The 20,896-nt window shown below is 37.5% G+C and carries 22 protein-coding genes and 5 tRNA genes; 19 read left to right on the forward strand and 8 right to left on the reverse strand.

From position 1 onward, the window contains the following. The first annotated feature begins 21 nt into the window (after nucleotides 1–21). From crcB to cobA, 3 genes are all read left to right on the forward strand, one after another. Nucleotides 22–393 carry a fluoride efflux transporter CrcB gene (gene crcB, locus MP3633_RS04880; protein ID WP_176334696.1) on the forward strand — a complete coding sequence of 124 codons (372 nt, stop codon included), beginning with the start codon at nucleotides 22–24 and terminating at the stop codon, nucleotides 391–393. Between the two features lie 66 nt (nucleotides 394–459). Next, nucleotides 460–1,761: a serine--tRNA ligase gene (serS, locus tag MP3633_RS04885; RefSeq protein ID WP_176334697.1), complete on the forward strand. Its 1,302-nt coding sequence runs from the start codon at nucleotides 460–462 to the stop codon at nucleotides 1,759–1,761. 41 nt (nucleotides 1,762–1,802) lie between these two features. Then, complete coding sequence (cobA, locus tag MP3633_RS04890) at nucleotides 1,803–2,570, forward strand: uroporphyrinogen-III C-methyltransferase (RefSeq protein WP_239495573.1); 768 nt, start codon at nucleotides 1,803–1,805, stop codon at nucleotides 2,568–2,570. A 92-nt stretch (nucleotides 2,571–2,662) separates the two neighbouring features. On the opposite strand, the gene MP3633_RS04895 is transcribed toward cobA, so the two are convergent. From MP3633_RS04895 to MP3633_RS04915, 5 genes are all read right to left on the reverse strand, one after another. Then, complete coding sequence (locus MP3633_RS04895; protein WP_112140316.1) at nucleotides 2,663–2,983, reverse strand: TusE/DsrC/DsvC family sulfur relay protein; 321 nt, start codon at nucleotides 2,981–2,983, stop codon at nucleotides 2,663–2,665. Nucleotides 2,984–2,988: 5 nt separating this feature from the next. Continuing rightward, nucleotides 2,989–3,276, reverse strand: coding sequence for a DsrH/TusB family sulfur metabolism protein (locus tag MP3633_RS04900; protein ID WP_176334698.1), 288 nt, complete (start codon nucleotides 3,274–3,276; stop codon nucleotides 2,989–2,991). Between the two features lie 2 nt (nucleotides 3,277–3,278). Next, a complete protein-coding gene (locus MP3633_RS04905; RefSeq protein WP_112140312.1) occupies nucleotides 3,279–3,626 on the reverse strand; it encodes a DsrE family protein in 348 nt (115 codons plus the stop codon). 4 nt (nucleotides 3,627–3,630) lie between these two features. Then, nucleotides 3,631–4,023 (reverse strand): sulfurtransferase complex subunit TusD, encoded by a 393-nt coding sequence (gene tusD, locus MP3633_RS04910; protein WP_176334699.1) that lies wholly within the window; start codon nucleotides 4,021–4,023, stop codon nucleotides 3,631–3,633. Between the two features lie 103 nt (nucleotides 4,024–4,126). After that, entirely contained in the window at nucleotides 4,127–4,783 is a 657-nt protein-coding gene (locus tag MP3633_RS04915) for a Bax inhibitor-1/YccA family protein (RefSeq protein ID WP_112140308.1), read from the reverse strand. 252 nt (nucleotides 4,784–5,035) lie between these two features. Between MP3633_RS04915 and MP3633_RS04920 the strand changes: the two genes are divergently transcribed. From MP3633_RS04920 to MP3633_RS04955, 8 genes are all read left to right on the forward strand, one after another. Next, nucleotides 5,036–5,845, forward strand: coding sequence for a DnaT-like ssDNA-binding domain-containing protein (locus tag MP3633_RS04920; protein WP_176334700.1), 810 nt, complete (start codon nucleotides 5,036–5,038; stop codon nucleotides 5,843–5,845). Further along, entirely contained in the window at nucleotides 5,808–6,584 is a 777-nt protein-coding gene (locus MP3633_RS04925; protein WP_244959844.1) for a replication protein P, read from the forward strand. The genes MP3633_RS04920 and MP3633_RS04925 overlap by 38 nt, the downstream gene beginning before the upstream one ends. 127 nt (nucleotides 6,585–6,711) lie before the next feature. Beyond that, nucleotides 6,712–7,353: a response regulator gene (locus tag MP3633_RS04930; RefSeq protein WP_176334701.1), complete on the forward strand. Its 642-nt coding sequence runs from the start codon at nucleotides 6,712–6,714 to the stop codon at nucleotides 7,351–7,353. An 18-nt stretch (nucleotides 7,354–7,371) separates the two neighbouring features. Next, nucleotides 7,372–9,195 (forward strand): excinuclease ABC subunit UvrC, encoded by a 1,824-nt coding sequence (gene uvrC, locus MP3633_RS04935; protein ID WP_176334702.1) that lies wholly within the window; start codon nucleotides 7,372–7,374, stop codon nucleotides 9,193–9,195. A 45-nt stretch (nucleotides 9,196–9,240) separates the two neighbouring features. Next, complete coding sequence (pgsA, locus tag MP3633_RS04940) at nucleotides 9,241–9,801, forward strand: CDP-diacylglycerol--glycerol-3-phosphate 3-phosphatidyltransferase (protein ID WP_176334703.1); 561 nt, start codon at nucleotides 9,241–9,243, stop codon at nucleotides 9,799–9,801. Between the two features lie 96 nt (nucleotides 9,802–9,897). Then, a tRNA-Gly gene (locus MP3633_RS04945) sits at nucleotides 9,898–9,972 on the forward strand. A gap of 21 nt (nucleotides 9,973–9,993) precedes the next feature. After that, nucleotides 9,994–10,067: transfer RNA gene (locus MP3633_RS04950), tRNA-Cys, on the forward strand. An 11-nt stretch (nucleotides 10,068–10,078) separates the two neighbouring features. Beyond that, nucleotides 10,079–10,164, forward strand: a tRNA-Leu gene (locus MP3633_RS04955). Between the two features lie 168 nt (nucleotides 10,165–10,332). Here the strand turns inward: MP3633_RS04955 and MP3633_RS04960 are convergent. After that, entirely contained in the window at nucleotides 10,333–10,530 is a 198-nt protein-coding gene (locus MP3633_RS04960) for a CPXCG motif-containing cysteine-rich protein (RefSeq protein ID WP_176334704.1), read from the reverse strand. 244 nt (nucleotides 10,531–10,774) lie between these two features. Here MP3633_RS04960 and MP3633_RS04965 point away from each other — a divergent pair, with 244 nt between their 5' ends. The 5 genes from MP3633_RS04965 to MP3633_RS04985 all read left to right on the forward strand — a co-directional run bounded on the left by MP3633_RS04965 (nucleotide 10,775) and on the right by MP3633_RS04985 (nucleotide 15,947). Further along, complete coding sequence (locus tag MP3633_RS04965; protein WP_176334705.1) at nucleotides 10,775–11,218, forward strand: hypothetical protein; 444 nt, start codon at nucleotides 10,775–10,777, stop codon at nucleotides 11,216–11,218. A gap of 122 nt (nucleotides 11,219–11,340) precedes the next feature. After that, on the forward strand, nucleotides 11,341–11,772 hold the full coding sequence (locus MP3633_RS04970) for an acyl-CoA thioesterase (RefSeq protein ID WP_176334706.1): 432 nt from the start codon (nucleotides 11,341–11,343) through the stop codon (nucleotides 11,770–11,772). Between the two features lie 215 nt (nucleotides 11,773–11,987). Continuing rightward, on the forward strand, nucleotides 11,988–13,331 hold the full coding sequence (locus MP3633_RS04975) for a site-specific integrase (protein WP_176334707.1): 1,344 nt from the start codon (nucleotides 11,988–11,990) through the stop codon (nucleotides 13,329–13,331). Between the two features lie 253 nt (nucleotides 13,332–13,584). Further along, nucleotides 13,585–13,953, forward strand: a complete 369-nt coding sequence (gene mobC, locus MP3633_RS04980) for a plasmid mobilization relaxosome protein MobC (RefSeq protein WP_176334708.1) — start codon at nucleotides 13,585–13,587, stop codon at nucleotides 13,951–13,953. Beyond that, nucleotides 13,953–15,947, forward strand: coding sequence for a hypothetical protein (locus MP3633_RS04985; protein WP_176334709.1), 1,995 nt, complete (start codon nucleotides 13,953–13,955; stop codon nucleotides 15,945–15,947). The genes mobC and MP3633_RS04985 overlap by 1 nt, the downstream gene beginning before the upstream one ends. Here the strand turns inward: MP3633_RS04985 and MP3633_RS04990 are convergent. Further along, nucleotides 15,944–16,576, reverse strand: a complete 633-nt coding sequence (locus tag MP3633_RS04990; RefSeq protein WP_176334710.1) for a hypothetical protein — start codon at nucleotides 16,574–16,576, stop codon at nucleotides 15,944–15,946. The two genes, MP3633_RS04985 and MP3633_RS04990, sit on opposite strands and share 4 nt — an antisense overlap. Nucleotides 16,577–17,452: 876 nt before the next feature. On the opposite strand from MP3633_RS04990, the gene MP3633_RS04995 reads away from it, so the two are divergent. Next, nucleotides 17,453–18,487, forward strand: coding sequence for a hypothetical protein (locus tag MP3633_RS04995; protein ID WP_176334711.1), 1,035 nt, complete (start codon nucleotides 17,453–17,455; stop codon nucleotides 18,485–18,487). Nucleotides 18,488–19,214: 727 nt separating this feature from the next. Here MP3633_RS04995 and MP3633_RS05000 read toward each other — a convergent pair. Then, a complete protein-coding gene (locus tag MP3633_RS05000; protein WP_176334712.1) occupies nucleotides 19,215–20,441 on the reverse strand; it encodes an EAL and HDOD domain-containing protein in 1,227 nt (408 codons plus the stop codon). 185 nt (nucleotides 20,442–20,626) lie between these two features. Between MP3633_RS05000 and MP3633_RS05005 the strand changes: the two genes are divergently transcribed. After that, a tRNA-Ala gene (locus tag MP3633_RS05005) sits at nucleotides 20,627–20,702 on the forward strand. 73 nt (nucleotides 20,703–20,775) lie between these two features. Further along, nucleotides 20,776–20,851, forward strand: a tRNA-Ala gene (locus MP3633_RS05010). The last annotated feature ends 45 nt before the right edge of the window (nucleotides 20,852–20,896 follow it).

Genomic DNA, 20,896 nt, shown 5'->3' on the forward strand with positions numbered 1-20,896 from the left:
TTTATCTTCAAGGAATAAAAAATGATGTATTTTATGATTGCTGTTGGTGGTGCGTTTGGCGCCTTGAGTCGATATGGCATGACAAAATGGATCAGTTCTCATTGGCATTACCACTTTCCACTCGCCACCATGCTGATTAATGTATTAGGTTGTGTGCTCATGGGTGTGGCATTTGTTGTAATTAGTGAGCGAATGCCGTCACTTGAGCCGTATCGTCCTTTGGTTATGGTAGGTTTTTTAGGGGCATTTACAACATTTTCGACTTTTTCGCTGGAAATTATCTCGCTTATTAACATGCAGGCTTGGCTAAGTGCCATAAGCTATTTATTATTAAGTTGTGTTTTGGGGATTGTCGGCTTAGCGGTTGGCATGGCGGTGACTCGCTTGTTTTGACCCATTTATATTTCTGAATTTTTCTAATTTATTTTTATACATTTTTTAAAGGATATTGTTGCCCAGATGTTAGACATTAAAGCATTACGCGCTGACCCAGAAGCCATTGCGGCTCAACTTAAAAAGAAAGGTTATGAGTTGGATGTGGCGACTTTCTCTTCTTTGGAAGCCCGTCGTAAAGCCATTCAAATGGAAACGGAGCAACTGCAGCAAGCCCGAAACTCAGTGTCCAAAGACATTGGTCAAGCCATGAAGTCTGGCGACAAAGACAAGGCTGCTGAATTAAAGGCGCAAACGTCAACGCTAGGTGATGACCTTGAAGCGGCAAAAAACCAACTGACGCAAGTTCAAACTGAGTTTGAGACTTTGTTAGAAGGCATTCCGAATCTTCCTCATTCATCAGTGCCAGAGGGCAAGACTGAAGATGACAACGTAGAAGTTCGTCGTTGGGGCGTGCCAAAGCAGTTTGATTTTGAGCCAAAAGACCATGTTGATCTTGGCGAAGCCATGGGTATGCTGGATTTTGAAGCGGCGGTGAAAATTACCGGTTCTCGTTTTGCAGTGATGCACTCTGATTTGGCGCGTCTACACCGTGCTTTGACTCAGTTTATGATCAATACGCACGCCGATGAACATGGTTATTCTGAAGTCTATGTTCCTTACTTGGTCAATGCGCATTCTTTAAAAGGCACTGGCCAGCTTCCTAAGTTTGAAGCGGACTTGTTTAAAGTGCCGGTTGATAAAGACAGTGGCAACAACGATCTGTATTTGATTCCGACAGCTGAAGTGCCAGTGACGAACTTGGTGCGTGATGAAATCCTAAATGATACCGATCTGCATAAAAAGTTTGTTGCTCATACGCCGTGTTTCCGTAGTGAAGCGGGCAGTTATGGTCGTGACACGCGCGGCATGATTCGTCAGCATCAGTTTGAGAAAGTAGAATTAGTTCACGTTTGCCGTCCAGATCGCTCTGAAGACGTACTTGAAGAGCTTGTAGGGCATGCAGAAGCTATTTTACAGAAGCTAGAGCTTCCTTACCGTACCGTGATTTTGTGCGGTGGAGATCTTGGTTTTTCTGCTCACAAAACGTATGACATTGAAGTATGGTTACCTGGTCAAGGTAAATACCGTGAAATTTCTTCTTGCTCAAATATGTGTGACTTCCAAGCGCGCCGTATGCAGGCTCGCTGGCGTAACCCAGAAACTGGGCGTCCTGAATTGGCACATACCTTGAATGGTTCTGGCTTGGCGGTTGGTCGTACCTTGGTTGCTGTTTTGGAAAATTATCAAAACGAAGACGGCAGTGTGACGGTTCCTGATGTTTTATTGCCTTACATGGGTGGTAAATCGGTATTGAAAAAAGCGTAAGCTGGATTTTCTAATAAAAAAGCCTCTCAAGGAGGCTTTTTTTGTATAAGTGGATATTGGAAATGATGACGGGCAAGGTCTATTTGATTGGTGCGGGTCCAGGGGATCCAGAATTATTAACGTTGAAAGCATATCGCCTGTTAAAAATGGCCGATGTAGTTTTGTACGATCGATTGGTTGGCAAAGACATTATTGCACTTATTCCTGAAACGGCAGAAAAAATGTACGTTGGGAAAGCGAAATCGATGCACAGTCTTCCACAAGAAGAAATTAACAGTCTTCTTGCTATAAAGGCAAAAGAGGGCAACATGGTCGTTCGCCTAAAAGGCGGTGATCCTTTTATCTTTGGGCGAGGTGGAGAAGAGCTTGAAGAGCTCATTGAAGAAGGCGTTCCTTTTGAAGTGGTTCCCGGTGTCACCGCCGCTGCGGGTTGTGCTGCCTATGCTGGCATTCCTTTGACGCACAGAGACTATGCTCAGTCTGTCCGTTTTCTAACGGGGCATCTAAAAGACGGCACCACAGAATTACCTTGGGAAGAGTTGATTCATCCAGCGCAAACTTTGGTGATCTATATGGGCTTAACTGGCCTTAAAGACATCAGTGAGTCTTTGATTCGATTTGGAATGAAGCCTTCTATGCCGGTAGCGATCGTTGAAAAAGGTACGACCAGTGAGCAGCGCGTGTTCACTTCGACGATGAAAGATATTTACGACGTCTCGATAAAAAATGAAGCGAAGTCTCCTGCCTTATTGATTATCGGTGAAGTGGTAACCTTGCATAAAAAGCTAGAGTGGTATGGAAAGTACTAACCCACAAATAGTGTTATATCGATACCTTAGATAAGCCGGATGAGGGAGTCGCGACCGTCATCTGGCGATTGCCATCTGGAGGTTGAATAGAACTATAAGCAGTTTGCTGGTTTTGGAAGGCCTGCGATTTTGGCTGCTAATTTTGGTGGGCTGCCAGGAAAGAGCGTCATCAGATAAATGCTTCGACCTTTTTCTGCGCCTAGTTTTTTTGTCACGGCTTTTACCAGTGGGCGCATAGCAGGTGAGACCTCAAAGTCTTGATAGAATTCTCGTAGTAGGTAAATAATTTCCCAGTGAGCGTCAGTGAGTTTTACATCAACGCCTTTTGCTAAGTGGTGGGCCAGTTCTGGTGTCCAATCTTGCAGATTTAACAAGTAGCCTTCTTCGTCTAGAATCATCGTATTTTCTGTCATTGTGATCACCAGCTTATGTTTGCGTCGGCTGAAAAAGTAATATCGACCCATTCTTCATCAGATAAGGCGATACCAATAGTGGGAAATAAGCCATAAGCCATTGCATCACTTTTCAGGTAGTAGAGCGCAACCTGTTTTTCAGTGATTAGCTTTTTTAGTGCGTCACTATGGTGCGTGGTTCTTAAAATACCTTCTTCAATGAGTAAAATTTGGTCGCCCATTTGTAGGCTATTTTGCCATGTTGTTTCTAGTATTAAAGGGTAAGTCAGTTGGTTTATCTGATGAAGTCGCATAATTAAAACCGGAATACTTGTTGGTATTGTGAAAACATCGATTGCCATTTATCGGAGTCGAGCGATTGAGTACCTTGCCAGATATTGTCGGCTTCTAGCCAAGTGTTCCCGCTTTCTATAAAGACATTGTCTATGTCGTAAAACTCCAACCCTGCTAACAATTTATGAAGGTTTTTACCTTGTTCAATTGTTGGGTCTTGATTTCGTGTGAGAAGCGACAGAGCAGCACCGGACAAACAAAGGTCAACTGGTTGTTCGAAGGTCGCGAAGACCAGAGCAAGGTCTAAGCCTTCTTTACAGGCTAGGCTGGAATAAGGGCTGCTGTTTAGGTGGATTAAGGTGTGTTTCATGACGTTACCTAAACTGAATGATTTTATGCGTAGTGTTCATGAGGTCGACAAGCGTGCCCAAGCCTTCAAGTTGGAAGTGCTCTGCAAGTGAGTGTTGATCCATCTCGTAACGACGACTTTCGCTTTCATTAAGAATGCCGCGCCTTACCGCCGCCGCGATACACAAATACAATGGAATACTGTGTTGTTTGGCTAACGCTTGCCAAGCTTGAGTGAGATTTAGTTCATCTCTAGGAGGCTGTGCGATTTGATTGCCGATTAATACTGCGTCCTCGTAAAAAAATACGCCCTTGATGCTGTCAGGGTGTTTTTTCATGGCGGCCTCGATAAAGCGAAGAGCAGTGTGGCATGCCTTGCTTTGGTATGGCGAACCAGTGATGAGAAGAGTGTACTGCATTAAAAGAAAGCCTTAATAAAACAAGTCTAATGAACGATTTTGCAAAGTTTACACATAAAAAAGGCCGCAGTCAGCGGCCTTTTTACATTGATATGGCAGATTACTAATCGCGAGACATACCAAGAAGTGACAATATGCTTAGGAACATGTTGTACAAAGAAACGTACAAGTTAACCGTCGCTACTATGTAATTTGTTTCACCACCACGAACGATTTGGCTTGTTTGCAGCAAGATAACCGCAGCAGAGAAAAGCGCAAAACCCGCTGAGATGAAGATTTGCAATGCAGGCATTTTAATGAATATACCGGCAATCACTGCGAATAAAAGTACAAAGAAACCAACGGTAATAAAACCATTAAGGAAACTAAAGTCTTTCTTAGAAACAAGTGCGTAAGCGGACAATCCCAGGAATGATAAACCAGTGATGCCCAATGCACTCATAATCATACTTGAACCATTAGAGAAGCTCATATAAATACTAAGGATCGGCCCAAGCGTGATGCCCATAAAACCAGTTAAGGCAAATACGCAAAGAATACCCAGTGAGCTGTTCTTAAATTTGTGTGTTAAAAAGAGCAAACCATAAAAGCCCACTAAGGTAATGATTAGGCCTGGATGGGGTAGGTTGTAAGCCATGCTCATGCCCGCAGTTAAGGCGCTGAACAAAAGGGTTAGCGACAACAGCCCGTATGTGTTGCGGAGCGTTTTGTTTGCCGCTTGTGACGTATGTGTCGACGAGAGGGCTTCTGTGTAACGCATGGAATTACTCCTTTAAAGTTTAAGACTACCAATAGACTTAATATGAGGCTGAAAGTTCCAAAGTTCAAGTGAGATTGTCTATCTAACCAATAAAAACTAAAAAATCCCCATTTTCTTACAGGACGCCTAAGTAAATAGTGCTTTTATGGATGGGAGTGGTGCTTTTATTGATGGGATAGTAGCTTCAAGGTTGTCGTGCTTATGGCAACGGCTTTTGATAGACTATTGAGCTAAATAGGCGAAGCGAGATTTATGTTGGATAACGACTATTCATTACCGATATCATTTTCTATGGCAGCTCAAATTGGGTTAGAAGAAACAGTATTGCTGACTTTTTTGAAACAGCAAGCCTACCTTACTAGTTCTAGTGCTATACGAGTTGAAATGAGCCGTCTCAGTGTTCAATTACCCTTTTGGACGGTACCAATGCTGATGCGCTTACTGGCAAATTTACAAATTAGCCAGCTATTAAGTTTTCAGCGCCAAGAAGAAATATTAGATATCCATTTGGCATCGCCTCAGAAGGCAGCGCAAGCGGTTAAACCCGCTGCGGATATTATGTCAAAAGACGATTCTTTGATGAATAAAATGGACCGATTGCACAAAGCCTCTCGGGATAAGCCTGAGGAATTTACCCCTCAGCCGAAGAGCTATCCAGCCAAGCAACCGGTTCGACAATATGATGCGCCGTCTTCCCCTCCCGTGGTTAACGACCGCCGAGGCGTCACCGATTTTGATTTGTATCTAGAGCAAAAAGAGCGTGCTCGACAGCCGGATCAGTGGCAACCTGAAGAGGCGACATTAGAGCAAATAGCTCAATCTGGCATTGCTCGTGAATTTGCCCTGTCTTTGCAAACTGAGTTTTTGCTAAGAATTAAAGAGCAGCGCAAAAATGTTAGGACTTGGAATAGTGAGTTTTTCAAATACGTAAAACGTCAGTGGCAATACAAACAATCGGATCGGTCTTCATATGAAGGAACCTCAGGCAGTTCAAAATTTACTAAAACCTCTAGAGAGCAAGTTAGTGACGCCCTCAACAACATCCACGACACAGACTGGTGAGTATGGAGGTTATGCCTCAGATAATGGCAATACGACTCGTGGGTCGGGACCAACAGAGGCGGAGCAGCAAACACGCGTTCTAGTGAATATGCTGTTTGCGCGTTTTAAAGCGATTTACACTCATAAGTTTGCATCGGCTTACAGTAATCCAGATGAAGTGAAGCTAGCCAAACGTGAATGGGCGATTGCGCTAAAGGGCTTTCAAGAACCTTTGCTTGCTTATGCCGTTGAGCGCACAAAAGAAGAGCATTCATGGCCGCCAACCATCGCGGACTTTTTGAAACTGATTAGTACCGCTTATAAAGCTTATGGTTTAGCCGATCCTCGTTCTGCGTACCTGGAAGCGTGTGCTTGTCGAACAGATCCTTTGCAATATAAGTGGAGCCATCCAGCGGTGTTTTTTGCTGGCTCTCAGGCTGGCTGGTACAAACTTAAGTCAGAAGAAGAGCGTGTTTCTTGGCCTTTGTTCGAGCAGAGCTATTTGAAAATAGTGGACCGTGTGATTGCTGGTGAGCGTTTGATTATTCCTAAAGTCATTATGATTGAAGATAAGCAAACCCTGAGCGTGAAAGACTTAGCGACCAAGATTGCCAATGATCTATCCGTTGATGAAGAGAAGATTGCACCATTGCTTTATTACACCCAAAAAACCTATGGATCGGGTGTGCGTATTCGTTATCGAGAAATTAGCCAAAAAAAGTTATTAGAAATGGGATATAAAGATAAACTTCCTAAATAGTTATGAGCATTTTTTCTGTTTATATTTCTATTGGATGATATGATTTTATATTAGCAGGATGCTATGAGCACGATTTCATTCTAGGTACGATTGAAATTGAAACAAGGGATAGTTTGGTGAGGTTGTTATGTTGAAAGTATTGATTGTTGATGATCATGATGTGGTTAGTCATGGTATTAGTCGCGTACTGCAAGATGTAAAAGGCGTAGAAGTTGTTGCTGTTGTGCACAGCGGAGAAGATGCCATTATTCAGTCCAAGGCGCTCTTGCCGGACATCATTCTCATGGATGTACATATGCCGGGAATTGGTGGTTTAGGGGCAACGAAAGAAATAAAACGTATTTTGCCAAAAACAAAGATCATTGCGTTATCGGCATTAGACGACAACCTATACCCAGTCAAACTATTAGAAGCGGGTGCGTCTGGTTACTTAACCAAAGGTACCAATACGTCTGAGCTGCTAGAAGCGATTCAGATGGTGGCAAAAGGCGAGCATTATATTTCTAAGACAGTGGCGCAAAAAATGGCGCTGTCCAAGTTTTCCATCGATGGGCAAGGTTCGCCATTGGGGCAGTTGTCAGATCGAGAGTTACAAGTGGCTCAGATGATCGTGGACTGTAAAAAATCCAATGAAATCGCCGAGCATCTAAATGTCAGTCCTAAAACCGTAAGTACCTACCGTACTCGTATTTTTACAAAGTTGAGTATTGAAAGTGACGTCGAGCTTATTCATTTGGCGGTACGTTACAATGTGCTTGGTATGGGCTAGGCGAAAAACGAGGTTTGTTTGAGCCATTCAGAATTTGATCCAAAGCATTTTGTCAGCAACTTAACCACTCGTCCCGGCGTTTATCGCATGTACGATAATAAGGGTGAGTTGCTGTATGTTGGGAAAGCAAAAAATTTAAAAAATCGTGTTACAAGCTATTTTAGAGTGACAGGGTTAACGACAAAAACCATGGCCTTGGTGAGTCGTATTCACAGCATTGAAATTGCGGTGACTAAAAGCGAAACGGAAGCGTTATTGCTTGAGCAAACGCTCATTAAACAGCATCGTCCACCCTACAATATTTTACTTAGGGACGATAAATCCTACCCTTATATTCTTTTAACCAATCACTTTCATCCATCGTTATTGTTTCGCCGAGGCGATAGAACGGACAAAGGTACTTTGTACGGTCCTTTTCCAAGTGGCACCGCTGTTAAAGAAAGCTTGAACACCATGCAAAAGGTATTCAAAGTGCGCCAATGTGAAGACAGTACCTACGCCAATCGATCGCGACCTTGCTTGCAGTATCAGATTAAACGTTGCTCTGGGCCTTGTGTCGGTTTGATCAGCGATGAACAATATGATCTTGATGTTCGTCACGCCCGCATGTTTTTGCAGGGAAAAGACCAAGAGCTCACGACCGAGATTACTTCTCAAATGAGTGCCGCAGCAGCGGACATGGAATTTGAGCGCGCTGCGGAGTTACGTGACCAAGTTATCCAGCTTAAACACATTCAAGAGCAGCAGCATGTTTATGGGCAAACGGGCGAAGCAGATGTCATCGCCTCCATCATTCAGCCGGGCGGGTTGTGTGTTCATGTGATGATGGTACGTAAAGGCAAAGTCGTTGGTAGTAAAAGTTACTACCCTAAAATGCCGATTGAGATCACGGAAGGTGAATTATTGTCGTCTTTTATTGCTCAATTTTACCTTGGAGGTATTCAAGAGTTACCTAAGACGCTTATCATTAGTCATGAACTAGAAGATAGTGATGCGTTGGTGGAAGGTATTTTTGAAACCACTCAGAAGAAAATTGAAGTGTTGAACAATGTTCGAGGTCAACGTGCGCGATGGCTTGAATTGGCGAAGTTAAACGCTGAGCAAGGATTGCAGGCGCGTTTATCCGACAAACGTAACCATTTTAGCCGTATAACTGCGTTGCAAAAATTGTTGGGCTTTTATGAGCCACCAATGCACATGGAATGTTTTGATATCAGCCACTCTAGTGGTGAAGCAACCGTCGCATCGTGTGTAGTGTTTGGGCCTGATGGGCCGGATAAAAAACGCTATCGCTCTTTTAACATCGAAGGTGTAGAGCCTGGCGATGATTACGGTGCGATGAAGCAAGCGTTGATGCGTCGTTATAAGCGCGTTAAAAGTGGTGAGCTTGATGCTCCGGATGTATTGCTTATAGACGGTGGTAAAGGTCAATTAACCCAAGCGGAAGAGGTTTTGAAAGAGCTGGGGTTGGTCAATATCTTTTTATTGGGCGTAGCAAAGGGTGATACTCGTAAGCCGGGTCTGGAAACATTGTACATAGGTTCAAAAGAAGACGAGGTGGTATTACCACCTGATTCCTCTGCCTTACATTTGATTCAGCACATACGAGACGAGGCCCATCGATTTGCAATAAAAACCCATCGCCGTAGACGAGATAAGAAGCGTCGACATTCGGTGCTTGAGGATATTCCTGGAATAGGCCCCAATCGCCGTAAAGAGCTGTTGACTGCGTTTGGCGGTTATCAAGAGTTGTTGTCTGCGAGCCAAGAAAATATTTCAAAGGTAAAAGGAATTAGTGCTAAAAAAGCAGAAGAAATTTACCTTTACCTTCATAAAAGTTAAGTTTGGTTAAGTGTTGGTGCATTTAGCGTAATTATTAGGAATAAAATGAACATACCGAATATTTTGACGTCCGTACGGATCTTCATGATTCCAATCTTAGTGGCTGTTTATTATTTGCCGTGGGAAGGGCGCTATTACGCCTGTGCCATTATTTTTGCTCTGGCCGCCATCACCGATTGGTTGGATGGGTATTTAGCGAGAAAGCTTGATCAGAGTACCGCGTTTGGCGCTTTTTTTGATCCAGTGGCGGATAAACTTATGGTGTCGATTGCCTTGGTTATGCTGGTGGCGAGTTATGCGAATCCACTGCTGACATTGGCCAGTGCCGTTATCGTTGGTCGAGAAATTGTTATATCTGCACTGCGTGAATGGATGGCAGAAATGGGCAAGCGAGCCAGCGTCGCAGTGTCTTATATTGGTAAGCTAAAAACCACGATGCAAATGCTGGCCATTTTCATTCTCCTGGGAAGTCGTCCTGATACTTTGATGGCGCATGTTGGGGAGGCGGTATTAATCGCAGCGGCGTTGTTAACGCTTTGGTCAATGTATATATACTTAAAGGCGGCGTGGCCTGAGCTAATGTCTAAAGAGTCGCACAAAAATTAAACAGATTATGAAAAAGTGCTTAAGTTAGTTATTTATTTGGATTTTTCCCTTGACGTGAAAGCTCAAATACATAGAATAGGCACCGTCTTTTGAGACGCGGGAATAGCTCAGTGGTAGAGCACAACCTTGCCAAGGTTGGGGTCGCGAGTTCGAGCCTCGTTTCCCGCTCCAATCAAAAGAATTTCTGATAGAGGCCGGATGGCAGAGTGGTCATGCAGCGGACTGCAACTCCGTTAACGCCGGTTCGATTCCGACTCCGGCCTCCAAAATCAGATATGCCCGGGTGGTGAAATTGGTAGACACACAAGACTTAAAATCTTGCGCTGAATAAGCGTACCGGTTCGATTCCGGTCCCGGGCACCATTTATGGTGCCTTTTTTTTTGCCTGCACTTTCTTATCTTGCTCAATCCCTAGTAATATCTTCCTGCTTTTTTATTCAGTTCTTTCTTTTTGTTACATATGTTATTTTTTGAAAAATTCAACACTGACATTATACTGCAAGTTTATTGGGTGACTTTTATCTTCAGTTATTAATACGTCTCATCTTCCGAGTGGACAGAGATCGAAGGTGAGCCATCAAATGCTACTTCAATATTGAAGACAATGGGTCGGCAGCAGACTTGGCAGTCTTCAATGTATTCTTGATTTTCCTCTAGTATTTCAATGACGACGTCGATACTTTCGCCGCAATAAGGGCATGAAATGTCTTTTTCTAATAATTCGCTCATCTGAACCTCGTTGCTTTCATATCGTTTTTTGGTGTGTGAAGTTGCTTTGGTGGTCTGTGCTATTGAGTCTAATCCTATTGATGACACTTTCGCTTTGATCATAGATAAGAAGTAGTCTACTCGCTTGTGGGTTATTTAGTTTGTTTGTATCCCTTCTGTTCAAAAATCCACAGTGTTATCTATCTGCTTTCATTCTATTTATGTAACACTGTCGTGATGTTGAACTTCAGATGAGGTTGGTAAAATGATGAAACGTATAAAATACCTATCAGTATTGGCATTGCCTGTGCTCTTGTTCGGCTGCGCTTCCGGGTCTCATGTGGTCACGGGGCAGCAGCGTCCAGAGACTGAAGTAGATCAAGTGTCTGTGTTTGTAGAAGCGCCTGCGTTCGACTATGAAATAATTGGTAGTGTGCGAGCATCGAGTGACAATGGCTTCTCAGAAGCGTCTAGGAAGGAAAAAGCCACTCTAGAGATGCGAGAGCAGGCGGCTAAGATTGGTGCAAATGGTGTGATTCTGGATGGCGTTACGCAGTTGTCGTTTCGACGTTTAGGTACAGGCGTTGGCTTGGCTGTCGGCAGTGGCGGTGGAGTTGGTACTTCCATCGGTTCAAGCTTTTCTTTTCCTACGGCAGAAGTGACTGGAACAGCGATTTATTATGAGTCAGATGTGGTTAAGGCGCTTTGATATTTTCCCTTATTACGGTAAGTGTTTTGGGTTGTCTGTGATATTATTTTTTTGCTCTGTGCTTTTTAAAACAGAGCCGATAAGCAGTGTCCAAAAACGATAAAAACCGATGAGAGAGCGTTATGTCAGGGTTGGAAGAAAAGGCAAAGGGTCGTCTTACGACTAGGACGGTCGCGATGCCAGGGGATACAAATCCTGCCGGTGATATTTTTGGTGGTTGGGTAGTTTCGCAAATGGATATTGCAGCGGGTATATGTGCCGGACAGCGAGCTCAATCTCGTGTTGTAACAGTGGCTTTGGATAGTATGAGTTTTATTCGACCTGTCAAAGTCGGTGATATTCTAGGTGTCTATACGACAGTAGAATCAGTGGGTCGTACGTCGATGAATATTCTTGTTGAAGCTTGGGTTCGTCGTGGCCGTATTGGTCAGCGCGAAAAAGTGACAGAAGGGATGTTTAAGTTTGTTGCGATTGATGAAACAGGCGCTTCGACACCAATACCGAATGAAGAAGATTTACCAGACTATGTGCTTCATGGTTTTGATGACCATTAATTTGATGGGCACTAAATAGGCAAAAAAAAGCGCTTACCGAAGTAAGCGCTTTTTTATGTTGGTACCAGTAGGCGGACTCGAACCGCCACACCCGAAGGCAACGGATTTTGAACTTATACTGTCTTTACAAAAGCCCTTGAAAATCATAGTCTTATGTAGTTATTTAAAGTTGCTATACAACTTACTATACAACTATTTACATAAGAGATTGCCATATGGTAGCAAAATACGAGCGTTTAGCGAAGAGTTTAGCTATTTATAGAGTTAAAAACTCAAATAATTTTTACGCTCGTATACGAGTGAATGGAGTAGAAATTAAGCGAAGCTTAGGAGTGTCAGACGAAGACGAAGCGAAGTTCAGAGCTTGGGAACTCCGTTCCGAACTCGAAAACCGAAATAAGCAAGGATTAGCTATTTTAGCTAATAAAAAAATTTACATTGAAGATATTGTAAATAATGTAATTATTCAGTTAGATAGTAAAAAAACACAGCTACAAATCTATAAAGACTATAAAACAGTCTTTTCAAATTTTATCATTCCATTCTTTAAAAATGTCGAAATCGTTGATTTTACAACTAAAAAAATAAGGGATTATTTTGATAGTCAAGAATTATCTGTCACGAGAAAAAATATTAATAAAACTTGTTTTAAAATGATACTGGAATATTTAGAAGAAGAAAAAATAATTAAGAAAAATGATATTCCTATAATTCCGAAGGTAAAATCTTTTAAAGTTGAGGCAAGAGACGCTTTTAATGATGAAGATTTAAAGATTATTTTAGAGCATCTACCAAACTTTCACGAAATCGAAAAAAATGGACGAAAAGCTAATTTTAAGACTGTTGAATACAGAAAAATACTTAATGAATATTTTCTAATATTATTAGAAACGGGATTGAGGACTGGCGAAGAATTTATAAATTTACGTTTTAATGATATCAAGAAGAAAAAACATTCTTACTACAAAGATGATTTATTGATAGAAAATGATAATTACCTTGTGAAAATCAGCAAAGGCAAGACGAAAAAATATTCGAATGGTCGTGTTATTGCTTTAAGTTCAAAAGCTATTAACTCAATTGTTAATATTGGAAAAATCACACAACAAGATAAAAATATTACAATTGACAACTTTATATATAGTAATAAATTGATTTTAGAAACTTCTTTTAATAAAATCGCAGAATTTAGCGATATTTTTAAACAATTCACAGATTATTTAAAAGAAAGTAATTTAATAAATACTCATTATACTTTATACAGTTGTCGCCATACGTTTATAACAAAAAGACTTATGCAAGGCGTAGATATTTATCTAATTGCGAAATACGTTGGTAGTTCGGTTGAGATGATAGAGAAACATTATGATAATTATAAATTATCACAGCAGGCGCATATAGATAGTTTGACAGATTTTAATCGCAATGAATTAGAATTAAAAGCTATTCTAAATAATGTATCTTATACGGATTATGATGATATACCGCCAGATCCTACGGAAGCTGAATTATTAAGTTTTTATAATCAAGCTGAAGAATTTTTCAAACATAACAAATAACCCCTAAATTTCATTTCCAGAAGGGCACGAAGTGCCTTTTTCTTTTCCCTTTCTCTTTTTTTATATTGATTTGACAGATCAATCAAATATGCTAAATGTATTATATTGCAAGTAGAAGGTTGGGTTCCCCATCCTAACTTGATTTTCTCCGAAAATATGAAATTTAATAAATTAAATTTGAGAGATAGATATAAAATAAAATAACTTTCCGCATTGGCATTTGGATAAGTTTTAGACATAAAAGGGATAGAAAATGGAAAACAAAAATAAAAATAATAGAAGAAAAAGTATTCATATAAGATTAGATGATTCAACTTATGAATTACTAAACGAGCAGAAAAGAAATTCAGGTTTTAAAAGTTGGGAAACTTTAATTATTCATTATATGAATAGCGGAAAAGGCTTTAAATCTGTTTACGTAGATAAAGAAGGACATTCTTTAAAAGTATTAAATCATCTGATCAAATACGGAAATAATTTAAATCAACTTGCAAAAGTAGCAAATGAAAGAAAATCATTAAATGATGATGATCTTAAAAAAATTAAAGATTTTTTAAGTCAAGGTATTAAAGCAAAAAACTATTTTACAAAACACGTAAAGCAAGCGGGAAGGGGGAAATAATGACTATTTTCTCACTAAAACACGAAGCTACAACAATTAAGCAATTAAAAAAAGTTATCAAATATAACAGCAATGACAAGGTAGGATTGAATAATACAAACAATCCAAGATTAATTTCTGTTAGTTCTAACTGTGGTTATTGTTCAAATGTAAACGACGAAAACGAATATAACCAGCTCGTAGAGAACTTTATTTTATCAGTTGATGCTAATTCACAACTATCTAAAAATTCACGTCAAAAATACCTATACGAGCATTCTGTAATATCATTTTCAAATGATGATGATGAAAGATTAGGTATGGCTAACGCTTTAAAATTAGCAATAAAAACAGCTAAAAAATACGATCCTAATTTTGAAAAAACGCCATATATGATATGGCCGCAGGTCGATAGTGGAAAGCTTCACTTCCATATTGTGAGAGGTTATCACGACGAGTTAGGCAACTATCATAGACAAAGCAATTCGGGCTTAAAAAGACAGTCAGCAGTGCAGAAAATAGAGAAAGAGAATAAATTAACACTTACTGGAAAAAATAACCCTGATAATTACATATGGAAAATAGACGTAAATAATAAGAAAAAGAAAATATATGTCCCAAATTTGAATGATGATCATAAAAAAATAGCTAAAAATAAAGCTATCGATTACAACTGTAAAATAGACGAATTAGGCAATATTAAATATTCTTTGAAAACAAAAGAAAATAAATTAAATTCATCTATAAATAAGAATAAAGACATTCACAGAAGTAATAAAAAAAAGGTTAATAATAAAATAAATGTAATATATGGGAAAATAACTGAATTAGAAAAGCCTATTAAATACAGTGTTTTTAAGAAAGTTAAAAACTGGTTTACTGATCAAGTAAAAATAGACAAAGAATATAATGAAAATTTAATTAAAAATAATGAAAACAAAGTTTCAAAATTAGAAGGTATGATAAAAGATGATTGGCGTATTAAAAATAATACTCATCGTAAAATTCTTGGTAAAAAAATAATCAATGAGAGAAAAATTAATGTTGTTAATAATGAAGAAAAATATATTTTAGATAAAAAAGATGATCTTTTAAATAATGATGATATTTTTTCAAATCTTAAAAACACTGTTAATAATGCTTATCGAAGTTCTAAAACGACACAAGAATTTATTGATATACTAAATGATAACAAGATAGAAATATTTTTAAATATGAGAGAGAACGGCACTGGTGGCATAACGTATACATCATTAAATGATGATATTTCGCTTGCAGGCGGAAAAATTAACTCATATTTGACATACGGTAAGATTAAAAAAAATGATGCTGATTTATTCGAATACTTAACTAATAGAAGCTTTAAAAATGATGAAAAATTAAGTATTAGTAATGATTTCGATGTTAAAAATATAAACTATAATTATAAGCAAGTTAAAAATAATGATGGTTCAATGTCAATTTTCTATAATAAAAAAGATGAAGAAAAAAGACCAAACAACTTTAATTTAAAGATAAGCCAAGATAAAAAAACAATATCATTAAGCCCAAATTCAAATCCTTTCGATTTAGAATTGACTTATAAAATAGCAAAGGAGAACGGCTGGAAGGGTGCAAGTTCACAAAACAAAGAACTTACTTTAAAATCTATGAAAGTTGCATATAAAAATAATAAAGATGATTTATTTTTCTTTCAATTAGAAAATTCTTCAATCTCTCTTGATGATGTTAAAATTGTTGTTTTAAGCGAAAAAATGAGCAATTCAAATTTAATTAATCTCTATGATAATAAATTAACTAATAATAGTATTGATGAGCAAAGAAAATTTGTATTATCAAAATTAAATAATAAATATGATACTGATTATGTTCTTAATGAGTTAAATAAAGATAGATCATTAAAAAGTATATTAAATGATAAAGACGACTTATATATTTTAAAAATAGATCATAAAAACGATCTAAATAATAATGTTAAAAATGAAAATTCAAATAAAAGGCGCTATAAATTTTAATAATAAAATTTATAGTGTTCTTCTAATGTTGGTGAATTTTTGTTAACAGGGTATTTATATTTGACTTCTACATTTAAGCTTTTAAAAGCTTGTTTAATTTTGAATATTCTTCTATCTCTTCGCTCAATTTTATACAAATCTAAAACTTTAAATAAATAATTTACGTCTAAATAACCACTAGGCTTCATTGCTAAAATCATCGCTAGTTTAGTTGTTCTTATATCTTTTATGCTTTTCAATGTTTTTAACTCTAATTTATTAAAACCACTTTTTTTCATCGTTTTTATATATGTATCAGTAAAAGTAAAACTTATAGTTTTATTTTCTAAATCATAATCAATCAAATCAAAGAATTTTGAAATTATTATATGATGCGTCAACAAGAATTTTTCAATATAAATAAAACTTAAAGTAGCTCTACACAAATAACTATCACTCGCAAAAAAGTTTTTTAATGAAAAAGTCAAATAGTTTTCATCTGTTTTGTTATTCTTATAAATCATCGTTGCGTTTGATAAGATCGCAACAAATAGTTTAATGTCGTGATTTTGTTTAAAATCAAATAATTCATAATGTAGTTTGTTTTCTCTGTTCATTAATTCTCTCGCTATTGTAAAGTATTCGATCATTTTATATATTCCTCATTATATAATTTTAAAAATTAAACAGTGAAGAAATACATTATTTCAAATTTAATTATTGACTTTATAACAATTAAATGTATATTAATTTATATCTTCTTGCCGGAAGTTTAATTTTTTTAAAAGTCGCATTCATTTATTTGAATGCGATTTTTTTTGTTTATAATTTCAATTAATCATATTTTTTTAAATTGTCAAATTATGTATTAAAGTGTTGGGTCAAAAAGCTTAATTGTGGTGTGTGTGATTGAAAATAAAAGCTTAATTGTGGTGTGTGCAAAGTAAAATAGTGGTGGATGAAGAAGTAAAATAGTGGTGGATGAAGATGTAAAATAGTGGTGTGCTAATAATATAGATTACTAACTAATGTAGATTAGTAACTGATTTAGAATTTTTAATATAGATAAAAAGAACTTAAATTTTCTTTCTTTTATCTTTCGCAAAGTGACGCAAAAAACAAAAGTAAGACTTATTAAGTGCATAAGAGATTTAAGAGATATGCCCTTCGGGCTTTTCTGGAAGTGCGGAAGAGCGTAGCGATGACCGTAAAAAGCGTTTAAATGATGTTTTAAGCGTGTTTTTTATTTCTTTGATATGATTGGTTAAGATATTAAAGAGATATGCCGCAAGCGGCTTTTCTGGAAGTGCGGAAGAGCTAAGTGATGATCATATAAGCGTTTAAACGATGTTTTAAGTGTATTGTGTGAATTTATAATTCGACAGACCTTGAAAAAGAATCTAATAGTGTTTAATTTACTAATAAGCTTACAAAAGACGGCCTGTGTCAATTATTTCTAAGGTTTAAGTCTCAATCTTAAGATTCTGTTGTTGCACTATTAATTATTTTATTTAAGGATTTAAAAAATGCGTTTAATATTCACTTCTTTATTGATTCTATTTTTTTGTTCAGGATGTAAAAGCACAGAAAACTTAATTAGTTCATACAAAGAATCATTAAAGTCTCCAGAGCAAAAAACAAACGAAAGTATTGATCAATGGATTAGTTCTAAAGATTTGGAGATTTTAAAAGAATTTAATTATTCAATGCCATTTTCAATTGGTAATTCTATTAAATATATTAAGGAGGATGATTTAATAACTTTCTATAAGCGCATAGATTCAATGAAGGAAGATTTTATAATAAAATCTAAAAATTATGAAAATGATATGCCTAAACTTTTAGAGTTGTACCGATCTATTGATAGTGTGATTTATAGTTTTAACGTGACAAGAAACTTTATTGATAGTGTTGTTGAAAAACATGCAAATGAGTTTGAGAATTATAAATCTGATAATAATATCGGTTTTTATGATTTGTTTAACTATTGTGATGCTAATAACATAGAATCTAAAGATTGCATGGAAAGAAATGGAATTAAAGAGATTCTTTTTTCTAATTTAATAAGTGAAAATAATAATTATGATCAGTATATAAAGAATTTGAATAGGGAAATCTTTTCGTTAAAAGAAGTTATTAGGGATATTGCTATTAAAGGTAAAAATCATGAGAAGAAAATATTTCTAACTAATGCTAAATTGAATGGTTGTGAAAAAGCTAAAGATCTAAATTTTCGTGAGAATAACAGTCTCTCTGATTTGATTGGTTTTGATTATTTTAAGCCGAATGATCAACTTATATATGAACTAAAAGGTTTTAAGATTTCTCAATCTCTTTCAAATGGTCTCCTATTATCATCTACTTCAATGCGTAATTATTCAACACCGTTTATATTTGTAGATTTATCTGGTTTATATGCTGATGATTATGTATTTGATAAAGATGAAGAATATGTTTGCTATTCTGGCATTAAAGAATATAAATCTATTTTAGGGGTAATTAAACGAGTTAATTCTTTTCATGCTATTAAGGATGATAATAAATATTACTTTTTAAAATAATATTTATTATTTGAATTACATATAAAAAGACCTTGAAGGTCTTTTTTACTGTTTAAAATCGTATTATTTATCTTTTAATATACGAATTAGTTCCAGAAAACCCTTTTTAAATTCATAAAAAAGCCCCAATAAAGGGGCGTTTTTTTAGTTGGTAGCGGTAGCCAGACTCGAACTGGCACACCCGAAGGCATCGGATTTTGACATTTTCACGGACTATATCATCACCCTAAAAAATAGGGGCTGGACGCTTTTTCATTAAGATATTAATACTTAACTAATTCCTGTTATTAAGCCTATTCGCATAAGCTCAGGTAGTCTCTGAACCTTCCCAGACTCCGTGGGCTTGGCTGCTGATTGTCTCGTCAAAGATTTTCCAGCAATTCATCCAATTTAATCGACTTTCTTACGAAAGAAGCGGACTCGTTTATTTTTTCTTTCACTCTATTAGAGTGTTTTCAGACACAGATTAATCCGACGTGTCTACCAATTCCACCATACCGCCAACAATTCCAAAAGCTATACAACAGTTATACAACTTTTTTTATCTTTTTCAAAACTATAAGTTGATGTTTTAAAAGAATATTTTCTTAAAAAAATGATAAACCGTTTCGATTTTGAATCCGTCGTGTCTACCAATTCCACCACACTGGCCTTGAAAAAGGTGAAACGTATTCTATGTTTTTTTGTATAGGTGTCAATCGTTTAACCTAAAATAAAAATATTTTATTTAGTTAATAGACTTCATTACTTCATCTGACCACAACATAGCGTCCAGAAATGCTCGATTTAAGGTTGTTCTTTCTGTTGCTGGCATAGATTCAATATTACCCCAGTTTTGTTCTTCGCAGTTTAAGGTCTGGGTCAAATAAGCGCCCAATTCTCCGGATTGAGTCATGATGGCGGCAAGTGAGTACTTATCTAGCGCGATTTGCTCTAATACAACGGACTTTTCTACGTTGAATACGGCGTCTATGCCGGACATCAAACCCACCATGAAAGCAGAATCGGTCAAGTTGGACTTTTTACTTTCAGCAAGCAGTTGGCAGCAGCGTCCACGAGTTAACAGTACTTTGAGCAAAGCCATCGGTTGGTTGGTTGATGACGTTAGTGTGATAAGTAGCGCCCATTTTTTTAATTTGACAAGACCTAAAAAGACGACAGCTTCTTTGATCGATACAACGGTTTTAGGTACGCCGCACACTGGGCTATTAAGAATGCGTAATAGTTGATAAGACAATTTTGGATTTTTACCGACTAGGTTGGTAATGGTTTCTATACTAACGTCTTTGTTTTGCAGCGCATTAACCAGTTCTATGGCGCCGTGCGTTGCAGAGTCTATTTTTTTGCCTTTAATGATTTCTGGACGTTGTAGAAAATAGCCTTGGAACAGGTCGAATCCAAGCTTTTTACAAAGTTCAAACATCGCTAAGTCTTCCACTTTTTCAGCGAGTAAGATAAGCCCTCTGGCTTTGAGGTCAGTAATTTTTTTTAAGTATTTTTCAGGGTGCGTTGCAAGAACGTCAACTTTGACAATGGATACCCATGGCAATAAGGCTTCATAAGTAGCATCAAATTGATAATCGTCTAAAGCAAATCGATAGCCAGCGGAACGCCACTTTTCTAAGGCCGTAAAGAACTCAGGGGTCAGTTTTTGGCTTTCGAGTATTTCAATATAGACAGTATCTGGGTCAATCGGAAAAAATGCGTCAGATAGCATCAGCTCCGTCGTCATATTGATAAAAAAAGGCTTTCTTAATTGTGATTCTAATTTTGTGATGCCAATGCATAGATTAACCAGAACTTGACTGGTAGCGGCTTCGCCATCAGAAATGTTGGCGTTTAGGGCATCCTTTCCACGGAATAAAAGCTCATACCCAAAAATTTCTTTTGTTCTTTTGAGTATAGGTTGTTGAGCCATCATTAGATCATCTAATACCGTTGGAAATTCGATCATATGTTTCCCATTTTTAATTTCATGATTCTGTATTATCTAAATATAGCAGGGTATAAAAACATATATTTCTTCCTCGTGGCAATGAGTAAAGTTATGATGCCGTTTTTTGTCGTTTGATAAAATTGAAATGGGTGTCAAAAAGGTTGACAGTAATTACTAGTGTCCATAGAATTCATCGCTGTTTTGGGGCCTTAGCTCAGCTGGGAGAGCGGTTCGCTGGCAGCGAACAGGTCAGCGGTTCGATCCCGCTAGGCTCCACCAATTTCAATGAGACTATTGAAAGCGGTAAACAACAATCTCAGGACACTCTGTCCACTGACGCTACGCGTTTTGTGGGGCTATAGCTCAGCTGGGAGAGCGCTTGCATGGCATGCAAGAGGTCTGCGGTTCGATCCCGCATAGCTCCACCATTAGCGATTCAAATACTAAACAACTCAAATCCATTCTTTTTTTTT

Source organism: Marinomonas primoryensis (assembly GCF_013372285.1).
Classification (GTDB): domain Bacteria; phylum Pseudomonadota; class Gammaproteobacteria; order Pseudomonadales; family Marinomonadaceae; genus Marinomonas; species Marinomonas primoryensis.

Coding starts and splice junctions, on each gene's coding strand:
- crcB (WP_176334696.1), top strand. CDS start 22: ATGATGTATTTTATGATTGCTGTTGGTGGTGCGTTTGGCGCCTTGAGT.
- serS (WP_176334697.1), top strand. CDS start 460: ATGTTAGACATTAAAGCATTACGCGCTGACCCAGAAGCCATTGCGGCT.
- MP3633_RS04895 (WP_112140316.1), bottom strand. CDS start 2,983: ATGACAGAAAATACGATGATTCTAGACGAAGAAGGCTACTTGTTAAAT.
- MP3633_RS04900 (WP_176334698.1), bottom strand. CDS start 3,276: ATGCGACTTCATCAGATAAACCAACTGACTTACCCTTTAATACTAGAA.
- MP3633_RS04905 (WP_112140312.1), bottom strand. CDS start 3,626: ATGAAACACACCTTAATCCACCTAAACAGCAGCCCTTATTCCAGCCTA.
- tusD (WP_176334699.1), bottom strand. CDS start 4,023: ATGCAGTACACTCTTCTCATCACTGGTTCGCCATACCAAAGCAAGGCA.
- MP3633_RS04915 (WP_112140308.1), bottom strand. CDS start 4,783: ATGCGTTACACAGAAGCCCTCTCGTCGACACATACGTCACAAGCGGCA.
- MP3633_RS04920 (WP_176334700.1), top strand. CDS start 5,036: ATGTTGGATAACGACTATTCATTACCGATATCATTTTCTATGGCAGCT.
- MP3633_RS04930 (WP_176334701.1), top strand. CDS start 6,712: ATGTTGAAAGTATTGATTGTTGATGATCATGATGTGGTTAGTCATGGT.
- pgsA (WP_176334703.1), top strand. CDS start 9,241: ATGAACATACCGAATATTTTGACGTCCGTACGGATCTTCATGATTCCA.
- MP3633_RS04960 (WP_176334704.1), bottom strand. CDS start 10,530: ATGAGCGAATTATTAGAAAAAGACATTTCATGCCCTTATTGCGGCGAA.
- MP3633_RS04965 (WP_176334705.1), top strand. CDS start 10,775: ATGATGAAACGTATAAAATACCTATCAGTATTGGCATTGCCTGTGCTC.
- MP3633_RS04970 (WP_176334706.1), top strand. CDS start 11,341: ATGTCAGGGTTGGAAGAAAAGGCAAAGGGTCGTCTTACGACTAGGACG.
- MP3633_RS04975 (WP_176334707.1), top strand. CDS start 11,988: ATGGTAGCAAAATACGAGCGTTTAGCGAAGAGTTTAGCTATTTATAGA.
- mobC (WP_176334708.1), top strand. CDS start 13,585: ATGGAAAACAAAAATAAAAATAATAGAAGAAAAAGTATTCATATAAGA.
- MP3633_RS04985 (WP_176334709.1), top strand. CDS start 13,953: ATGACTATTTTCTCACTAAAACACGAAGCTACAACAATTAAGCAATTA.
- MP3633_RS04990 (WP_176334710.1), bottom strand. CDS start 16,576: ATGATCGAATACTTTACAATAGCGAGAGAATTAATGAACAGAGAAAAC.
- MP3633_RS04995 (WP_176334711.1), top strand. CDS start 17,453: ATGCGTTTAATATTCACTTCTTTATTGATTCTATTTTTTTGTTCAGGA.
- MP3633_RS05000 (WP_176334712.1), bottom strand. CDS start 20,441: ATGATCGAATTTCCAACGGTATTAGATGATCTAATGATGGCTCAACAA.